The sequence below is a fragment of the Xanthobacter pollutisoli genome (assembly GCF_040044995.1).
Classification (GTDB): domain Bacteria; phylum Pseudomonadota; class Alphaproteobacteria; order Rhizobiales; family Xanthobacteraceae; genus Xanthobacter.
Genome location: NZ_JBDZDP010000004.1, coordinates 61,871 through 79,552 on the forward strand (window position 1 = coordinate 61,871; position 17,682 = coordinate 79,552).

Below are 17,682 nucleotides of genomic sequence, written 5' to 3' on the forward strand. Positions count from 1 at the left end.
GGCTTGGGGCGAGGTGACGCAAGGAGCGCGCTTCCCCTGGAAGTCCGAGAGAGGTGCGGGGTGGCGGATACGATCGTGTCAGGCATGGCGGGGCGCTATGCGACCGCGCTGTTCGAACTGGCGAACGAGGCCAACGCCGTCGATTCCGTGAAGGCGGAGCTCGACCGGCTGTCGGCCCTCATTGCGGAAAGCGCGGATCTGGCGCGGCTGGTGAAGAGCCCGGTCTTTTCGGCCGAGGAGCAGCTGAAGGCCATCTCCGCCGTTCTTGAGCAGATGGGCATTTCAGGTCTCGCCGGGAATTTCGTGAAGCTGGTGGCGCAGAACCGCCGCCTCTTCGCGCTGCCCGGGATGATTTCGGACTATGCCGCCCTCGTCGCCCACCAGCGCGGCGAGACGTCGGCTGAAGTGACGGTGGCTGCGCCCTTGAGCGACGCCCACTATGCCGCGCTCAAGGAAGCGCTGGCCGAAAAGACCGGCAAGGACGTGAATCTCGACGTCACCGTCGATCCGTCCATCCTCGGTGGTCTCATCGTGAAGCTCGGCTCCCGCATGGTCGACGCCTCGCTCAAGACCAAACTCAATTCTATCCGGCATGCGATGAAAGAGGTCCGCTGATGGACATTCGAGCCGCTGAAATCTCCGCCATCCTCAAGGAGCAGATCCAGAACTTTGGCCAGGAGGCCGAGGTCTCCGAGGTCGGCCAGGTTCTCTCCGTCGGTGACGGCATCGCCCGCGTCTACGGCCTCGACAACGTCCAGGCCGGCGAGATGGTCGAGTTCGAGAACGGCACGCGCGGCATGGCGCTGAACCTCGAAATCGACAACGTCGGTATCGTGATCTTCGGCTCCGACCGCGAGATCAAGGAAGGCCAGACCGTCAAGCGCACCCGCGCCATCGTGGACGCGCCCGTCGGCAAGGGCCTGCTCGGCCGCGTCGTCGACGCCCTCGGCAACCCGATCGACGGCAAGGGCCCGATCGAGTACACCGAGCGCCGCCGCGTCGACGTGAAGGCCCCGGGCATCATCCCGCGCAAGTCCGTGCATGAGCCCATGCAGACCGGCCTCAAGGCCATCGACGCGCTGATCCCCATCGGCCGCGGCCAGCGCGAGCTCATCATCGGCGACCGCCAGACCGGCAAGACCGCCGTGGCGCTCGACGCCATCCTGAACCAGAAACCCATCAACATGGGCGACGACGAGAAGGCCAAGCTCTACTGCGTCTACGTCGCGGTGGGCCAGAAGCGCTCCACTGTCGCGCAGTTCGTGAAGGTGCTCGAGGAGCAGGGCGCGCTGGAATATTCCATCGTCGTCGCCGCCACCGCCTCGGACGCCGCGCCGATGCAGTTCCTGGCGCCGTTCACCGGCACCGCCATGGGCGAGTATTTCCGTGACAACGGCATGCACGCGCTCATCATCCACGACGATCTGTCCAAGCAGGCCGTGGCCTACCGCCAGATGTCGCTGCTGCTGCGCCGCCCGCCGGGCCGCGAGGCGTATCCCGGCGACGTGTTCTACCTGCACTCCCGCCTGCTGGAGCGCGCGGCCAAGCTGAACGACGCCCACGGCGCCGGCTCGCTCACCGCCCTCCCGGTCATCGAGACCCAGGCGAACGACGTGTCGGCCTACATCCCGACCAACGTCATCTCCATCACCGACGGCCAGATCTTCCTTGAGTCCGACCTGTTCTACCAGGGCATCCGCCCGGCGGTGAACGTCGGCCTCTCGGTGTCGCGCGTGGGCTCCTCGGCCCAGATCAAGGCGATGAAGCAGGTGGCCGGCAAGATCAAGGGCGAGCTCGCCCAGTATCGCGAGCTGGCGGCCTTCGCCCAGTTCGGCTCGGACCTCGACGCCGCGACCCAGAAGCTGCTGAACCGCGGCGCCCGCCTGACCGAGCTGCTCAAGCAGAGCCAGTTCGCCCCGCTGAAGGTTGAGGAGCAGGTGGCGGTGATCTACGCCGGCACCAACGGCTATCTCGACCCGCTGCCGGTGGGCAAGGTGCGCGAGTTCGAGCAGGGCCTCCTCCTGGCGCTGCGCTCGCAGCATCCGGAGATCCTGGACGCCATCCGCACCTCCAAGGAACTGTCGAAGGACACCGCCGAGAAGCTGACGAAGGCCATCGACGCCTTCTCCAAGAGCTTCGCCTGAGCGGCGCCCCTGTTCCTCGAACCTGACGGACGGGCGCGATGGCGAGCCTGAAAGACCTGAGAAACCGCATCGCCTCGGTGAAGGCGACGCAGAAGATCACCAAGGCGATGCAGATGGTCGCCGCGGCGAAGCTGCGTCGCGCCCAGATGGCGGCGGAAGCGGCCCGTCCCTATGCCGAGCGCATGGAGACGGTGCTGGGCAATCTGGCGGCCGGCATCGTTGGCGGCGGCCAGGCGCCGGTCCTCATCGCCGGCACCGGCGCGAGCCAGAAGCACTTGCTTCTGGTGGCCACCGGCGAGCGCGGCCTGTGCGGCGCCTTCAACACCTCCATCGTCCGCCTCGCCCGCGAGCGGGCGCAGCAGCTCATCGGCGAAGGGAAGGACGTCAAGTTCTTCTGCATCGGCCGCAAGGGCTACGATCAGCTCCGCCGGATCTACCCGGACCGCATCATCGAGCTCGTGGACCTGCGCGCCGTGCGCACCCTGAGCTTCAAGGATGCCGCGGCCATCGCCGACAAGATCCTGGCGCTGCTGGACAAGGGCGCGTTCGACGTGTGCACGCTGTTCTACGCGCACTTCAAGAGCGTCATCTCCCAGGTCCCGACCGCGCAGCAGATCATCCCCGCCGTCTTCGAGGCGCGCGATGTGGACGCCGGCGGCCCGGTCTATGAATACGAGCCGGCCGAGGAGGACATCCTCGCCGACCTTCTGCCGCGCAACATCGCGGTCCAGATCTTCCGCGCCCTGCTGGAGAATCAGGCGTCCTTCTACGGCGCGCAGATGAGCGCCATGGACAACGCCACCCGCAACGCGGGCGACATGATCAAGAAGCAGACGCTCACCTACAACCGCACCCGCCAGGCCATGATCACGAAGGAACTCATCGAGATCATCTCCGGCGCCGAGGCCCTCTGAGGGCCCGGGCGAGAACACGAGGACGACGAATATGGCGAACAAGGTCGGACGCATCACCCAGGTCATCGGCGCCGTCGTGGACGTGCAGTTCGACGGCCATCTGCCGGAAATCCTCAACGCGATGGAGACCACCAACCAGGGCAACCGCCTGGTGCTCGAGGTGGCCCAGCATCTCGGCGAGAACACCGTGCGCGCCATCGCCATGGACGCCACCGAGGGTCTCGTGCGCGGCCAGGAGGTGTCGGACACCGGCGCGCCGATCCAGGTGCCGGTGGGCGCCGGCACCCTCGGCCGCATCATGAACGTCATCGGCGAGCCGGTGGACGAGGCGGGCCCGATCGAGTCCGAAGGCTCCCGCGCCATCCACCAGCCGGCTCCCTCCTACGCGGAGCAGGCCACCGAGGCCGAGATCCTCGTCACCGGCATCAAGGTGGTGGACCTCCTCGCGCCCTACGCCAAGGGCGGCAAGGTCGGCCTGTTCGGCGGCGCCGGCGTGGGCAAGACCGTGCTCATCATGGAGCTCATCAACAACGTGGCGAAGGCGCACGGCGGCTATTCCGTGTTCGCCGGCGTGGGCGAGCGTACCCGCGAGGGCAACGACCTCTACCACGAGATGATCGAGTCCAACGTCAACAAGAACCCCCACGAGAACAACGGCTCTGCCGCCGGTTCCAAGTGCGCCCTGGTGTACGGCCAGATGAACGAGCCCCCGGGCGCCCGCGCCCGCGTCGCGCTCACCGGCCTCACCGTCGCCGAGCACTTCCGCGACCAGGGCCAGGACGTGCTCTTCTTCGTGGACAACATCTTCCGCTTCACCCAGGCCGGCTCGGAAGTGTCGGCGCTGCTCGGCCGCATTCCCTCGGCGGTGGGCTATCAGCCGACGCTCGCCACCGACATGGGCGCCCTGCAGGAACGCATCACCACCACCACCAAGGGCTCGATCACCTCGGTGCAGGCCATCTACGTGCCGGCCGACGACCTGACCGACCCGGCGCCTGCCGCCTCCTTCGCCCATCTCGACGCGACCACCGTGCTCTCGCGCTCCATCGCCGAGAAGGGCATCTATCCGGCGGTGGACCCGCTGGACTCAACCTCGCGCATGCTCTCCCCCGCCATCCTTGGCGAGGAGCACTACAACGTGGCGCGGCAGGTGCAGCAGACCCTGCAGCGCTACAAGGCGCTCCAGGACATCATCGCCATCCTGGGCATGGACGAGCTCTCCGAAGAGGACAAGCTCACCGTCGCCCGCGCCCGCAAGATCGAGCGCTTCCTGTCCCAGCCCTTCCACGTCGCGGAAGTGTTCACCGGCTCCCCGGGCAAGCTCGTGGACCTGAAGGACACCATCGCCGGCTTCAAGGGCCTGGTGGAAGGCAAGTACGACTATCTGCCGGAACAGGCCTTCTACATGGTGGGTTCCATGGAAGAGGCCATCGAGAAGGGCAAGAAGCTCGCCGCCGAGGCGGCTTGAGCCCTTCAGCAACCGTGATGGGACCGGGGTGACGCGATGAACGTGAAGATCCTCTGTCTCGTCCTGGGCCTCGTGGCCGGTGCGGCCGTCGGCTGGCTCACCCGCCCGCAGGTGGCGGAGATCCGCCTGCCGGGCATCGACATCAAGGTGCAGGGGGAGGGGCCGCGCGGCGGCCTCACCTCCGAGCAGGGCCGCCACATCGGCCTTGCCGCCGTGGTGGGCGCGATCATCGGACTGGGCATCGGCTTCGTCGCCGATCGCCGCCGCTGACCGGCCGAAGGAATTGACGGAGCCGGTCCGGCTCCGACCCATGGCGGAGCCCTTGCGGCCCCCGCATCGCGGCGGGCGGCGAAGGTTTCCAGCGGGGCCCCTTGGGGACGACCCGGAGAACGAAGAGATGGCGACCCTACCCTTTGAGCTGGTCTCCCCCGAGCGGCTGGTGTTTTCCGGCGCCGTGACCGAGGTGATCGTGCCCGGCGCGGAAGGCGAGTTCGGCGTGCTGGCGGGCCATGCGCCCTTCATCAGCATGCTCAAGCCCGGCATCCTCACCATCAAGGCCGACGGCGGCGCCCGGCGCTATTTCGTCCGCGGCGGCTTCGCCGAGGTCAATCCCGCCGGCCTGACCATCCTCGCCGAGGAAGCCAAGCCCCTCGAGGAGCTGGACCTCGGCGCCCTGCGCCAGCAGATCCAGGATGCCCGCGAGGATGTGGCTGACGCCACCAGCGACGACGCCAAGCAGCGCGCCGCGCGCAACCTCGCCGACCTCGAACAGGTGCTCGACGCCCTGGAGAAGGGCGGCACCGCCGCGACGACCCACTGAGGTCGTTTCTGCGTCAGTCCTGTAGAGTTTTGGAACGGCGGCTACGGCCGCCGTTTTCTTTGCAGGCGGCGCGTCGCGACCGGTGCCCGCTCTCGGCGCGCTGGCGGCCAATGACTGGTAGAGCGCGCCCCCGCCATCAAGTCGGGCAACTAACAAATATTTTCGATTAAATGTAGAAATATTATCCGTTAGATTGATCGCTTGTGCGGGACCATCCTGTCGTTCGACAGGAGACCGAGATGACCGCGCCGCCCCCGATCCAGCCTCACCTGGGCCTTTCTACCGACAGCGTGCCCGCGCGCGCCACGGCCGGGACGGAGGGAAGCGGCCGGTCCAGCCTGAGCCCGCATCCCCCATCTTCCAGCGACCGCACGAACCACGTCCTGGCGACCATGTGGGGCGGCAACCTGCCGGGGCTCGCCTACACCGTCATCATCGCGGCCGCGGCCTATGGCCTGCGCCAGCTCCCGGGCCTGAGCCTTGCCAGCCCCCTCATCCTCGCCATCGTCATCGGCATGGCCGCACACAACCTCGTCGGCACGCCCGCGGTGGTCAGGCCGGGGGTGAAGTTCGCGCTGCGGCGGGTGTTGCGCTTCGCCATCGTTCTGCTCGGCCTGCAATTGACCTTCGCCCAGGTGCGCTCGGTGGGGCTCACCGGCTTCACCATCGTCGCCGTGACGCTCTTCGCCACCTTCTTCGTCACGCGCTGGCTCGGCCGCCTGATCGGCGTCGACCGGCAACTGTCCGAGCTGATCGCGGCCGGCACCGCCATCTGCGGCGCCTCGGCGGTGATCGCCACCAACACGGTCACCCGCGGCTCGGACGAGGACGTGGCCTATGGGGTGGCCTGCGTCACCATCTTCGGCACCCTGTCCATGCTGCTGATGCCGGCCCTCCTCCCGTTCACCGGTCTCGACGCCCATGCCTACGGCCTGTGGACCGGCGCCTCGATCCATGAGGTGGCGCAGGTGGTGGCGGCGGCCTTCCAGGGCGGCCAGCAGGCGGGCGAGTTCGGCACGGTGGCGAAGCTGTCGCGGGTGATGCTGCTGGCGCCCCTGGTGATCGGCCTCGGCGCCGCCGCCATCCTGCGCGCCCGGGGCGACGCCTCGGCCGGCCATGCGAGCCCGCCCATGCCGTGGTTCGTCTTCGGGTTCATCGCCATGGTGATGCTGGCCTCGACCGGCTGGGTGCCGGCGGAGGTGAAAGCGCCGGTCGCCACCCTCACCACCTTCCTCCTCGCCGTGGCGCTCGGCGCCATGGGCCTTGAGACCGACCTGCGCAAGCTGCGCCTCAAGGGGCTGAAGCCGCTGCTGCTCGGCGCCGCCGCCTGGCTCTTCGTCTCGGCCTTGAGCTTCGGCCTCATCAAGGTGCTGATGTGATAGCTATGGCCGCGCGGGAGGCTTGACGGGCGCGGCTGACGCCGGCACCCGGGACGAGGCGGGCGATGACGCTGGAGCAGTTGAAGGTGTTTGTCGCCGTTGCCCGGGCGCTGCACATGACGCGGGCGGCCGGCGCGCTCCACATGACCCAGTCGGCCGTGAGCGCATCGGTGGCGGCTCTAGAGGCATCATGCGGGGTCGCCCTGTTCCATCGGGTGGGCCGGCGCATCGAGCTGACCGAGGCGGGCACGGCCTTCGTGCCGGAGGCCGACGCCGTGCTCGCCCGCGCGGCGGCCGCCGAGACCGTGCTGGCCGACCTCTCGGGCCTGAGGCGCGGGCGCCTTGCGCTGCACGCCAGCCAGACCATCGCCAGCTATTGGCTGGGGCCGCGGCTCCACCGCTTCCACCGGCTCTATCCGGACATCGCTCTGTCGGTGGTCATTGGGAACACCGCCCAGGTCGCCGCCGCCGTGCTGGACGGCGTCGCCGATCTCGGCTTCGTCGAAGGCACGGTGGAGGAGCCGCTGCTGGTGCGCACCGCCGTGCCCGGCGACCGACTCGTCCTGGTTGCGGCGGCGGACCATCCCATCGCGGGGACGGCGTCCATCACGCCGGCGGACCTCATGACGCTGCCGTTCGTCCTGCGGGAGCAGGGCTCAGGCACGCGGCAGGTGTTCGAGGATGCGCTGGCCGCCTCGGGTCTGGATCCGGGTGGGCTCAACGTGGTGCTAGAGCTGCCGTCCAACGAGGCGGTCATCAGCACCGTGGCCGCGGGCGCGGGGGCCACGGTGATCTCCGACCTCGTGGCCGCCGCGGGTCTTGCCACCGGTGCCCTCGCACAGCTTCCCGTGACCTTTCCGGTGCGGCGCTTCCAGGTGCTGCGCCATGCCGACCGCTATCATTCCCGCGCCGCGCAGGCCCTGATGGCGCTGATCACGGCGCCCGACGCGCCGCCGGAACATCCGGGCGCGGCCCCGGCCGTCAGCCGCCCGCGGCCTCGAGCTCGGCGCTGACCGACAGCCATTCCTCCTCCGCGGCGGCGAGCTTCTCGGCGTTCTCCATGCGCGTTTTGGCAAAGCGGGCGGCGTCCAGCGGCTTGCGCGCGTGCAGGGAGGGATCGGCGAGCTTTGCGTCCAGCCCCTCGATTTCCCGGGTGAGCCGCTCCACCGCGCTTTCCAGCTCGCGGATGCGCTTCTTTAGAGGGCCGGTGGCGATGCGGCGGGGGGCGGCCTCGCCGCCGGACGCCTTGGTCTCGGCGCGGTCCTTGCGGCCCTGGTCGGTCATCCGGTCGCCGTCCGCGCGGGACAGCACCTCGGCCTTGTACTGGTCGAGGTCGCCCTCATAGGCCTTCACCGTGCCGCCCGAGACGCGCCAGAGCCGCTCGGCGCAGGCCTCCAGCAGGTGGCGGTCGTGCGAGACGAGAATGACGGCGCCGGGAAAGTCGTTGAGGGCCTCGATCAGCGCGGCGCGGGCCTCGATGTCGAGATGGTTGGTGGGCTCGTCGAGGATGAGCAGGTGCGGCCCGTTGAAGGTGGCGAGCCCCAGCAGCAGCCGCGCCTTCTCGCCGCCGGAGAGGGAGGAGACCTTGGTGTCGGCGGCGCCGCCGGAAAAGCCCATCTCCGCCGCCCGCGCGCGCACCCGCGCCTCCGGCGCATCGGGCATCAGGCGGCGCACATGCTGGGCGGGGCTGTCGGCGGGGATCAGCTCGTCGATCTGGTGCTGGGCGAGGTAGGCCACCTCCAGCTTGTCGGCCCGCACCACCCGACCGGAATCGGCCTTCAGCCGGTCGGCCAGCAGCTTGGCGAAGGTGGACTTGCCGTTGCCGTTGGGGCCGAGCAGGGCGATGCGGTCGTCCTCGTCGATCCTCAGGTCGAGATTCTTCAGGATCGGCTGGCCCGGCACATAGCCCACCGCCACCTTCTCCATCACCACAATGGGCGGGGAGAGCAGCTTCTCCGGGTGGCGGATGGAGATGGCGGCCGCCTCCTCGCTCACCTGCGCGGCCAGCGGCTCCATGCGGGCAAGGGCCTTGAGGCGGGACTGGGCCTGCTTCGCCTTGGTGGCCTTGGCGCGGAAGCGGGCGACGAAGGATTCCATGTGGGCGCGCTGCATCTCCTGCTTCTTGCGCGCCTTCTGGTCCAGCAGCAGCCGCTCGCGGCGCTGGCGGTCGAAGGAGGAAAAGCCGCCCTTGTAGAGGGTCAGCTTCTGGCCGGTGAGGTGCAGGATGTGGTCGACGCTCTCGTCCAGCAGGTCGCGGTCGTGGGAGATCAGGATCACCGTGCGCGGATAATGCGCCAGGTAGTCCTGCAGCCACAGGGTGCCTTCGAGGTCGAGATAGTTGGTGGGCTCGTCCAGCAGCAGCAGGTCCGGCTCGGTGAAGAGCAGCGCGGCGAGGGCGACGCGCATGCGCCAGCCGCCGGAGAATTCCGAGCAGGGCCGCTTCTGCGCGCTCTCGTCGAAGCCGAGGCCGGCGAGGATGGTGGCCGCCCGGGCCGGCGCCGCGTGGGCGCCGATGTCGAGGAGGCGCATCTCGATCTCGCCCATGCGCATGGGATCCTGCGTGGTCTCCCGCTCATGCAGCAGCGCGGCGCGCTCGGTGTCGGCGGCCAGCACGCGGTCGATGAGGCTGTCGGGACCGGCCGGCGCTTCCTGCGCCACGCGGCCGATGCGGGTCCGGTTGGGCATGCGGATGGCGCCGGATTCGAGCTCCAGCTCGCCCACCAGCGCCTTGAACAGGGTGGTCTTGCCCGAGCCGTTGCGCCCCACCACGCCGACGCGCGCATTCTCCGGCAAGGCGACGGAGGCATGGTCGATCAGCAGGCGCCCGGCGAGGCGCAGGGAAATGTCGTCGAGAACGATCATCCCGGGCTTTTCGCAGGCGCGCCCCGGCAGGGCAAGATGCCGGGGCGACGCTGCGTCCGTCGCGGCAAGGGGGTCAGAGCGCCTCGCCGCGCAGCAGCTTCGGCACCTGCCCGGTGAGCCCGGCGGCGTCGCGGATGAACAGGCCCTTCAGGCGGGGCAGCCGCTCCACCATGCCGAGGCCCACGTCGCGCAGCGCCCTGAGGGCGTCGGAATGGTTGGAGAACAAGCGGTTCAGCCCGTCCGTGGCCACCCCCATGGCCAGCGTGTCGAACCGCCGCCAGCGCTGGTAGCGCTCCAGCACGGCCGGGGCGGCGAAATCGAGGCCGATGCGGGCGGCGTCGCTCACCACCTCGGCCAGCGCCGCCACGTCACGCAGGCCCATGTTGAGGCCCTGCCCGGCGATGGGGTGGATGACGTGGGCGGCATCGCCCACCAAAGCGAGGCGATCGCCGACGAAGCTGCGCGCCATGGCGAAGCCCAAAGGATAGGCGCGCGGCTCGCTCACCACCTTGACCCAGCCGAGGCGATGGCCGAAGCGCTGCTCCAGCTCCTCCTGGAAGATGACCTTGGGCAGCGCAAGCAGGCGCTCGGCGTCGGCCGTGCGCTCGGTCCAGACGATGGAGCTGCGGTTGCCGGGCAGCGGCAGCACCGCGAAGGGGCCGGCGGGCAGGAAATGCTCCTCGGCGCGGCCCTCGTGCTCCCGCTCGTGCTCCACGATGAAGCTGATGCCGCTCTGGCCGTAGCCCCACGACACGGTGGAGATGCCGGCCATCTCGCGGATGCGCGATCGCGCCCCGTCGCAGGCCACCAGAAGCTGCGCGCGCAGCGGCGCGCCGTCCGCCGCAAGGGCGATCCCGGTGGGCTCGCTGCGAAAGCCGCTCACCGCCTCGGCCCGCAGGTCGATGCCGGCGGCACGGGCGGCGCCCACCAGCGCCTGCTGGAGATCCGCGTTGGGCACCATGTGGGCGAAGGCCTCGCCCGGCTCCAGCGCGCCGTCCTGCAGGGCGCCGTCGAAGGTGAGAAAGGTGGGGCGCGCCACGTCCTTGGTGCGGCTGTCGGTGACCACCATGGTGCGCATGGCTTCGGCGCCGGCCGCCACCTCGCCCCAGACGCCGAGGGTGGTGAGCATGCGCCGCGCTCCGGCGGCGATGGCCGAGCAGCGCCCGTCGTTGAGCCCTGCGCGGGCGATGGTGGGGTCGTAGAGCACGATGTCGGCGTTGGCGCCGAGGCCCTGGCGCAGGGCCAGGGCGAGGCTGAGGCCGGCAAGGCCGCCGCCGACAATGGCGACGTCGGCGCGCGCGGCTGTGTGGGCCGTCGTTCCGGTGGAGGATCCGGCCCCGGCTTCCGGCTGCGGCGCGTTCAGGGAGCCCATGGCCTCACTCCTCATCTGTCTTGCATTCGGGATCGCGTGCGGGCGAAATCGGGGGCGTTGAATCGAACGCCCTTGTACAGGGCGGGCCGGGGCGGCGCAGCCCATCCTATGGGGAAGCGCGATGACGTTTAGGGCTTGACGGCACGCGGGCGCCCATGGCGTCTTCCTGCCTTCCTTCCTGACCGTGGCGCTTCGCGCGACGGCGCCTGCGAGCCCTGCCGCATGACCGCATCCTCGCCTGATGTCGCCAAGCTCCTGGACATCCTCGACCTCGAGCCCCTGGAGATCAACCTGTTCCGGGGTCGCAGCGGCACGCCGGGCGGCGGGCGGGTGTTCGGCGGGCAGGTGATCGCCCAGGCGCTGGTGGCGGCGCGCCGCACGGTGGAAGAGGCGCGCGTCACCCATTCGCTGCACGGCTATTTCCTGCTCGGCGGCGATCCCACCGTGCCCATCATCTATGACGTGGACCGCATCCGCGACGGGCGGTCCTTCACCACCCGGCGGGTGGTCGCCATCCAGCACGGCGAGGCCATCTTCAGCATGGCGGTGTCGTTCCAGAAGGTGGAGGAGGGCATTTTCCACCAGAGCACGATGCCCCAGGTTCCCGCGCCCGAGGACCTGCCGGACGACAGCGTATGGCGCGACAAGCTCCTGTCGCGCTTCCCCAGCGCCTCTGCCCGCGACTGGATGGCGCTGCGCCCGCTGGAGGTGAAGCCCACGAGCCTTGATCCCGCCTATCTCGGCGCGGCCGGCACCCCGCCGAGCATGTGGGTGCGCACCCGCGGTCCGCTGCCCGACGACTTGCCCACGCATCAGGCGGTTCTTGCCTATGCTTCGGACCTGTCGCTGCTGCAGGCCTCGCTTCTGCCCCACGGCCGCTCGGTGTTCGACGCCGACATGCAGGTGGCGAGCCTCGACCATGCCCTGTGGTTCCATCGCCCGTTCCGCGCCGACGAATGGCTGCTCTATGCGCAGGAAAGTCCGGCGGCGTTCGGCGCCCGCGGCTTCTGCCGGGGCGCGCTGTTCACCCGTGACGGGACGCTCGTGGCCTCGGCCGCTCAGGAGGGCCTGGTGCGCGTGGTGGAGCCCCGAAGCTAGGCAGATGGTGCGGCGCGACGGGGCAGCATCCTCACGCGGTTGCGACCGTTGCTTGCTGTAGATTCGGGCAGGACGCCTAATAATTAGACAACAAAAGCGGCAACCCGGCGGCAAAGCCCGGGCCACACGCGGCGTGGTGCAAAAATAAGCACGCGACTTCGCCTCTCGTCATTCTTGGCACGGTAATTGATTCCGCAGTCGGAGGCTTGCCAGCCGCGGCGCGGATCTCCCCGACCCGCTCGGCGAAGCCGCCGCGAGAAAACACCGCATGTGCAGCCGATCGGGCGGCGCAGCGGCATCAGGGGACAGGGACCGATCCATGAAGATCGTCATGGCCATCATCAAGCCATTCAAGCTGGAGGAGGTGCGCGACGCCCTCACCGGTATCGGTGTGCACGGCCTCACCGTGACCGAAGTGAAGGGTTACGGGCGTCAGAAGGGACACACCGAGATCTACCGCGGCGCCGAATATGCCGTGAGCTTCCTGCCGAAGCTGAAGATCGAGGTCGCGGTTTCCGCCGACCAGGTCTCCAAGGTGGTGGAGGCGATCACCGCGTCCGCCAAGACCGGTCAGATCGGTGACGGCAAGATCTTCGTCCTCCCGATCGAGCACGCCGTGCGCATCCGCACCGGCGAGACCGACGCCGACGCGCTTTGAGCCTTCCTCATTCGACGGAGCCATATTCCATGACGTTCAAGACGTGGTCCCGCGCGGGGATTCCCGCGCTCCTCCTGGCGGCGGCCTTCGCCGTGCCGGCGCTGGCCCAGACGGCCACCCCGGCGCCCGAGGCAGTCGCGGCCGCCGCGCCAAGCGTGAACAAGGGCGACGTGGCATGGATGCTCACCGCATCCCTGCTGGTGCTGATGATGTCGGTGCCTGGCCTGTTCCTGTTCTACGGCGGCCTGGTGCGCGCCAAGAACATGCTCTCCGTGCTGATGCAGGTCGCCTATTGCGTCTGCATCGTCGGCCTCATCTGGGTGCTGTACGGCTACTCCCTCGCCTTCACCGGCGGGTCGCCCTTCATCGGCGGCTTCGGCAAGGCATTCCTCAACGGCGTGACGCTGGAGAGCCTTGCCGCCACCTTCTCGGTGGGCGTGGCCATTCCGGAATACGTCTACATCGCGTTCCAGATGACCTTCGCGATGATCACCCCCGCCCTGATTTTCGGCGCCTTCGCTGAGCGCACGAAGTTCTCGGCCGTGGTGCTGTTCGTGCCGCTGTGGGTCACCTTCGTGTACTTCCCCGTGGCGCACATGGTGTGGTACTGGGCCGGCCCGGATGCGATCGACGCCGCTGCCAAGGCCGTGGCCGCTGCCGCCGACGGCACCGCCAAGACCGCCGCCCAGGAAGCCCTGGACGCCGTGCTGGCCGATGCCGGCTACATCTTCTCCCTCGGCGCCATCGACTTTGCGGGCGGCACCGTGGTGCACATCAATGCCGGCATCGCGGGCCTCGTGGCCTGCATCATGGTCGGCAAGCGGCTGGGCTACGGCAAGGAGGCGCTCTCGCCCCACTCGCTGACGCTCACCATGGTCGGCGCCTCCCTGCTGTGGGTCGGCTGGTTCGGCTTCAACGCCGGCTCCAACCTGGAGGCCAACGGCCTCACCGCCCTCGCCATGATGAACACCTTCATCGCCACCTGCGCGGCGGGCGTCTCCTGGATGTTCGTGGAATGGCTGGTGAAGGGTAAGCCCTCCATGCTGGGTCTCGCCTCGGGCATCGTCGCCGGCCTCGTCGCCGTGACGCCGCCCTCGGGCTTCTCCTCCATCATGGGCTCGCTGGTGCTGGGCCTGATCGTATCGCCGATCTGCTTCATCTTCTGCACCGCCATCAAGAACGCGCTCGGCTATGACGACGCGCTCGACGTGTTCGGCGTGCATGGCATCGGCGGCATCGTCGGCGCCATCGCCACCGGCATCCTGGTCAGCCCGGCGCTGGGCGGCACCGGCGTGTACGACTACACCGCCGGCGCGGTCGGCGCCTACGACATGGCCACCCAGGTCATGGCGCAGCTGAAGGCCGTGGCCATCACCGTCGTGTGGTCCGGCGTCGGCACCGCGGTGATCCTGTTCGTGATCTCGGTGGTGGTGGGCCTGCGTCCCACGACCGACGTGGAGCGCGAGGGTCTCGACATCAACGAGCACGGCGAGCGCGCCTACCACTCGTGATCATCGGCCGGGGCGGCCTTGCCGCCGCCCCGGGGTTCTTTCAAAGAGGGGAACCAAGAAGAGCCCCGGTGCCTCGGCGCCGGGGCCTTTTTGTTTGGCGGGGTCAGGGCGTGCGCCCATCTGCGGGCTTTTCGCCGCTGCGGGCGAAGGCTATAAGCCGCAGCATGAGCCCATTTCTGCCCCTGGGCGGGACATTGCCCCGCCGCGCCGCGTCCCGTGCGCGAATTATCGGCCCGGCCCCCCGCCGGCGCGCCTGAGCGCGCGGGGGACGCCGGGTTTTTCGCCTTCTCCGGCACGCCTTTTCCGACACTCCTCCCCCGAGCCGCCCCATGACCGAGACCAAGACGTCCGAGACCAAGACGTCCGACGCCAAGGCGTCTGCCCCCGATTATTCCAAGACCCTGTTCCTGCCCGAGACCGCCTTTCCTATGCGGGGCGGCCTGCCGCAGAAGGAGCCGGAGCTGCTGGAGCGCTGGGCGCGCATCGACCTCTATGGCCGCCTGCGCGAGGCCGGGCGCGGTCGCGACCGCTTCGTGCTGCACGACGGCCCGCCCTATGCCAACGGCAACATCCACATCGGCCACGCGCTGAACAAGATCCTGAAGGACGTGGTGACGCGCTCCCAGCAGATGCTGGGCTATGACTCGAACTACGTGCCCGGCTGGGATTGCCACGGCCTTCCCATCGAGTGGAAGATCGAGGAGGAGAACTACCGCAAGAAGGGCAAGCAGAAGCCCGACTTCTCCGACGCGGCCGCCATGGTCGCCTTCCGCCAGGAATGCCGCGCCTATGCCGAGCATTGGCTGAACGAGCAGCGCAAGGAGTTCAAGCGCCTCGGCGTCGAGGGCGACTGGGACCACCCCTACACCACCATGGCGTTCATGGCCGAGGCGCAGATCGCCCGCGAGATCATGAAGTTCGCCGAGAACGGGCTTTTGTATCGCGGCTCGAAGCCGGTGATGTGGTCGGTGGTGGAGAAGACCGCGCTCGCCGAGGCGGAGGTGGAGTATCAGGACCACACCTCGGACACGGTGTGGGTGAAGTTTCCGGTAGTCGGATCGTCGGACGACGAGAGTGAACCTTTGGATGGATTGCTTCTTGCCAACGGTGAAGGCAAAAGAGGTCCAGTAGCGCAGATCAAGGCCTTCCACTTTAAGACGTTGCGGGGCGCTTCGGTGGTCATCTGGACTACCACGCCCTGGACGCTGCCCGGCAACCGCGCCATCTCCTATTCATCCAAGATCTCCTACGGCCTCTACGAGGTCACGGAAGCCCCCGCCGACAATTGGGCAAAGACCGGCGACAGGCTCATCCTCGCCGACAAGCTGGCGGACGACGTCTTCAAGCAGGCGCGGGTGGGCGCCTTCTCGCGCGTCGCCGACGTTCCGGCGGATGTGCTGGGCGCCCTCATCACCGCCCATCCCCTCGCCGCCCTCGGCTACGACTTCAAGGTCCCGCTGCTCGACGGCGACCATGTGACCGACGATGCCGGAACGGGCTTCGTCCACACCGCCCCCGGCCACGGCCGGGAAGACTTCGAGATCTGGACCCAGCACCGCCGCTGGCTGGAGGAGCGCGGCATCAGCCCCGCGATCCCCTACACGGTGGACGAGGATTCGCTCTATACCGCGCAGGCTCCCGGCTTCGCCGGCCGGCGCGTCATCACCGAGAAGGGCGAGACGGGCGACGCCAACAAGGCGGTCATCGAGGCGCTGATCGCCCAGGGCAACCTGCTCGCCCGCGGCCGCCTCAAGCACCAATATCCCCACTCCTGGCGCTCCAAGAAGCCGGTGATCTTCCGCAACACGCCGCAATGGTTCATCGCCATGGACCAGGACATCCGCGCCGCGGACGGCACCGCGGCGCCGCGTCCGTCGACGCTGGCCGGAAACGATCCCGACACCCTGCGCGCCCGCGCCCTCGCCGGCATCAAGACGGTGGAATGGGTGCCGGCGGCGGGCGAGAACCGCATCACCGGCATGATCGAGAACCGGCCCGACTGGGTGGTCTCGCGCCAGCGCGCCTGGGGCGTGCCCATCGCCGTGTTCGTGAAGGACAAGGGCGACGGCACCGTCGAGATCCTGAAGGATGCCGCGGTCAATGCCCGCATCGCCGAGGCCTTCGCCGCCGAGGGCGCCGACGCCTGGTTCAAGGAGGGCGCCAGCGTTCGCTTCCTGGGCGAGCGCGCCGGCGAGGGCTGGCAGAAGGTGGACGACGTCCTCGACGTGTGGTTCGACTCCGGCTCCACCCATACCTTCACCCTGGAGGTGCGCCCCGACCTCAAGGCGGAGCGTCCGCCGCAGGGCAACGACAAGGTGATGTATCTGGAGGGCTCGGACCAGCACCGCGGCTGGTTCCATTCCTCCCTGCTGGAGAGCTGCGGCACCCGCGGCCGCCCGCCCTACGACGTGGTCCTGACCCACGGCTTCGTCCTCGACGAGGACGGGCGCAAGATGTCCAAGTCCCTGGGCAACGTCACCTCGCCGCAGGACGTCATCAAGCAGTCCGGCGCCGATATCCTGCGCCTGTGGGTGTGCGCCTCCGACTATGCGGACGACCTGCGCATCGGCCCGGAAATCCTCAAGACCACGGCCGACACCTATCGCAAGCTGCGCAACACCATCCGCTGGCTGCTCGGCTCGCTGCACCACTACCGGCCGGAGGAGAAGGTCGGCTTCGACGAGATGCCGCCGCTGGAGCGCTTCATCCTGCATCGGTTGGCCGAGCTGGACGGCGAGATCCGCGCCGCCTACCGCGCCTTCGACTACAAGAAGGTGCATGCGGCGCTTACCGCCTTCATGAACATCGAGCTCTCCGCCTTCTATTTCGACATCCGCAAGGATGCGCTTTATTGCGATCCCATCTCCTCGGTGACGCGGCGGGCCTGCCTCACCGTGCTGGACGAGGTGTTCAACCGGCTCGTCACCTGGCTTGCCCCCATCCTCGCCTTCACCTGCGAGGAGGCCTACATCGCCCGCACGGGGGATGAGGAAGGATCGGTGCATCTCCTCACCTTCCCGGACACGCCGCAGGCGTGGCGCGACGAGGCCCTGGCGGAACAGTGGCGCAAGGTGCGCCTCATCCGCCGCGTGGTGCTCGGCGCGCTGGAGGTGGAGCGCGCCGCCAAGCGCATGGGCTCCTCGCTCGAAGCCGCGCCCGAGGTGTATGTAAGCGACGCGGCCCTGGCCGACGCTCTGGAGGGGTTGGACCTCGCAGAGATCTGCATCACCTCCGATGCGCGCCTGATCCGCGGCGACGGACCGGCCGACGCCTTCCGTCTGCCCGACGTGCCCGGCGTCGCGGTGGTACCGGCACGGGCGCAGGGCACCAAGTGCGCCCGCTCTTGGAAGGTTTCGCCCGAAGTGGGCAGCGATGGCGACTATCCCGACGTGACGCCGCGCGACGCGGCAGCGCTGCGGGAATTCTACGCCGCCCGCGCCGCCGCCCAGTGAGCAC

General features: G+C 68.8%; 14 protein-coding genes. 12 read left to right on the top strand and 2 right to left on the bottom strand.

From position 1 onward, the window contains the following. Positions 1-60 precede the first annotated feature (60 nt). The 8 genes from ABLE93_RS11110 (at position 61) to ABLE93_RS11145 (ending at position 7,738) form a co-directional block, all read left to right on the top strand. On the top strand, positions 61-615 hold the full coding sequence (locus ABLE93_RS11110) for a F0F1 ATP synthase subunit delta (protein ID WP_348839864.1): 555 nt from the start codon (positions 61-63) through the stop codon (positions 613-615). After that, on the top strand, positions 615-2,144 hold the full coding sequence (atpA, locus tag ABLE93_RS11115) for a F0F1 ATP synthase subunit alpha (protein ID WP_348839865.1): 1,530 nt from the start codon (positions 615-617) through the stop codon (positions 2,142-2,144). Before ABLE93_RS11110 ends, atpA begins: the two co-directional genes overlap by 1 nt. A 38-nt stretch (positions 2,145-2,182) precedes the next feature. Next, a complete protein-coding gene (locus ABLE93_RS11120) occupies positions 2,183-3,058 on the top strand; it encodes a F0F1 ATP synthase subunit gamma (RefSeq protein ID WP_348839866.1) in 876 nt (291 codons plus the stop codon). Between the two features lie 31 nt (positions 3,059-3,089). After that, a complete protein-coding gene (atpD, locus tag ABLE93_RS11125; RefSeq protein ID WP_348839867.1) occupies positions 3,090-4,526 on the top strand; it encodes a F0F1 ATP synthase subunit beta in 1,437 nt (478 codons plus the stop codon). 36 nt (positions 4,527-4,562) lie between these two features. Continuing rightward, positions 4,563-4,796: a hypothetical protein gene (locus ABLE93_RS11130; RefSeq protein ID WP_348839868.1), complete on the top strand. Its 234-nt coding sequence runs from the start codon at positions 4,563-4,565 to the stop codon at positions 4,794-4,796. Between the two features lie 127 nt (positions 4,797-4,923). Beyond that, the gene (locus ABLE93_RS11135) at positions 4,924-5,346 is read left to right on the top strand and encodes a F0F1 ATP synthase subunit epsilon (protein WP_348839869.1); all 423 of its coding nucleotides are present in this window, start codon (positions 4,924-4,926) and stop codon (positions 5,344-5,346) included. A 392-nt stretch (positions 5,347-5,738) separates the two neighbouring features. Then, positions 5,739-6,725 (top strand): YeiH family protein, encoded by a 987-nt coding sequence (locus ABLE93_RS11140; protein ID WP_348840097.1) that lies wholly within the window; start codon positions 5,739-5,741, stop codon positions 6,723-6,725. A gap of 65 nt (positions 6,726-6,790) precedes the next feature. Beyond that, on the top strand, positions 6,791-7,738 hold the full coding sequence (locus tag ABLE93_RS11145; RefSeq protein ID WP_348839870.1) for a LysR family transcriptional regulator: 948 nt from the start codon (positions 6,791-6,793) through the stop codon (positions 7,736-7,738). Here the strand turns inward: ABLE93_RS11145 and ABLE93_RS11150 are convergent. Both ABLE93_RS11150 and ABLE93_RS11155 read right to left on the bottom strand, forming a co-directional pair. Then, positions 7,707-9,587 (bottom strand): ABC-F family ATP-binding cassette domain-containing protein, encoded by a 1,881-nt coding sequence (locus ABLE93_RS11150; RefSeq protein WP_348839871.1) that lies wholly within the window; start codon positions 9,585-9,587, stop codon positions 7,707-7,709. The genes ABLE93_RS11145 and ABLE93_RS11150 overlap by 32 nt on opposite strands. Positions 9,588-9,660: 73 nt before the next feature. Beyond that, positions 9,661-10,959, bottom strand: coding sequence for a ubiquinone biosynthesis hydroxylase (locus tag ABLE93_RS11155; RefSeq protein ID WP_348839872.1), 1,299 nt, complete (start codon positions 10,957-10,959; stop codon positions 9,661-9,663). Positions 10,960-11,181: 222 nt separating this feature from the next. Here ABLE93_RS11155 and tesB point away from each other — a divergent pair, with 222 nt between their 5' ends. The 4 genes from tesB (at position 11,182) to ileS (ending at position 17,678) form a co-directional block, all read left to right on the top strand. Further along, complete coding sequence (tesB, locus tag ABLE93_RS11160) at positions 11,182-12,057, top strand: acyl-CoA thioesterase II (protein ID WP_348839873.1); 876 nt, start codon at positions 11,182-11,184, stop codon at positions 12,055-12,057. 319 nt (positions 12,058-12,376) lie between these two features. Next, positions 12,377-12,715: a P-II family nitrogen regulator gene (locus ABLE93_RS11165; RefSeq protein ID WP_012114237.1), complete on the top strand. Its 339-nt coding sequence runs from the start codon at positions 12,377-12,379 to the stop codon at positions 12,713-12,715. A 29-nt stretch (positions 12,716-12,744) separates the two neighbouring features. After that, a complete protein-coding gene (locus tag ABLE93_RS11170) occupies positions 12,745-14,226 on the top strand; it encodes an ammonium transporter (RefSeq protein WP_348839874.1) in 1,482 nt (493 codons plus the stop codon). Positions 14,227-14,555: 329 nt separating this feature from the next. Beyond that, positions 14,556-17,678: an isoleucine--tRNA ligase gene (gene ileS, locus ABLE93_RS11175; RefSeq protein WP_348839875.1), complete on the top strand. Its 3,123-nt coding sequence runs from the start codon at positions 14,556-14,558 to the stop codon at positions 17,676-17,678. Positions 17,679-17,682 lie beyond the last annotated feature (4 nt).